1 pseudogene is annotated in these 1,186 nt (G+C 76.1%); it reads left to right on the plus strand.

The annotated features are described in order from the left end of the window. Positions 1–990: pseudogene (locus DQW06_RS28655) on the plus strand (serine/threonine protein kinase); the annotation flags it as partial. Positions 991–1,186 lie beyond the last annotated feature (196 nt).

Here is a 1,186-nt window from a genome sequence, read left to right on the forward strand (position 1 = left end):
GACGTTCCCGGGGCCGACGTTCCTCCGGCGGGCGCGCCCACGGCCGGTGCCGCTCCGGCGGGCGCTTCCGGGGGCTCTGCCACCGGCCCCGGTACGGACCCCGGCGCGGACCTTCCCCGGCTCGTGGCCCGGGCCTGGACCGGCGCCGTCGCCCCCGACGACGGCCGGACCGACCTCTGGCGCTTCCACGCCCCGCCCCGGCGCTCCTGGGCGCGCCGCAACCAGCGGCCCCTGGCGCTCGGCGCGGCCGGACTCGCGCTCGCCCTGCTGGCCGGAACGGGGCTGACCGCCCTCTCCGGGGGCGGGGACGAGGGGCCCGCGGCGACCGGCGGCGGCACCTCCGCCCCGGACACCGCCGACGGCGACGGCGCGGGACAGGGCGGCGCGTGGGAGGACGTGCCCGCCGAGTACCGGGACCTGTACGCCACCGGGACCGCGGCCGTGGAGTCCGTCCCCGGCGACAGCGCCCAACTGGTCCGCACGCTCGAACCCGCGGAGGGGGAGGGCGAGGCACTGGACCAGCTGCGGTTGACCCTCACCCGCGGCGAGCGCTTCACCAACTCGATCACCGTCACGGCCACCGCCGAGTACCTCCCCGACTTCGGCGGCCTGAGCATCCACAACGACGACTTCGCCTGGGTGAGCCAGATCACCCCCGAGCAGGACCACCTCGACTTCTCCCGGCCCGGCAGCCGGGGCGTGCTCGCCGAACTCGACCCGGACAACCCCGTGGCCGAGTTCACCGTGACGATCGTCGGCGCCGTCACCTTCGGCGTCTTCTACTACCTGCCCGCCGAGGCCCTGGACGAGGAGCAGCGGATCGCCCCCGGCTACCCCGGCGGCTTCTGCCACGTGGCACCGAACCCGGGCGACGAGCAGTCCTACCCCGGCTTCACCGACTCGCCGGGGCTCGCCCCGCACGACGCCGCCCTGGTGGACGGCGTCCCCGTCAACAGCTGCGCGTACCAGGAGTCCGACCCGTTCTCCTGAGCCGCGCCCACCGCCTTCGACCCCCAACCCCCAGGAAGGGCCCACGTTGACCACAGCGACCACTCCCGCCTTCGACCGGAAACGGCTTCCCCCCGGCGTGGAACCGCCCACCGGGTCCGACCCCGAGCGCATCGGCGGCTACAGCGTGGTCGGCCGCGTCGGGGCGGGCGGTATGGGGGCCGTCTACGCGGGCCTG

Source organism: Nocardiopsis sp. TNDT3, assembly GCF_003427465.1.
In the GTDB taxonomy this organism is placed as follows: domain Bacteria; phylum Actinomycetota; class Actinomycetes; order Streptosporangiales; family Streptosporangiaceae; genus Nocardiopsis; species Nocardiopsis dassonvillei.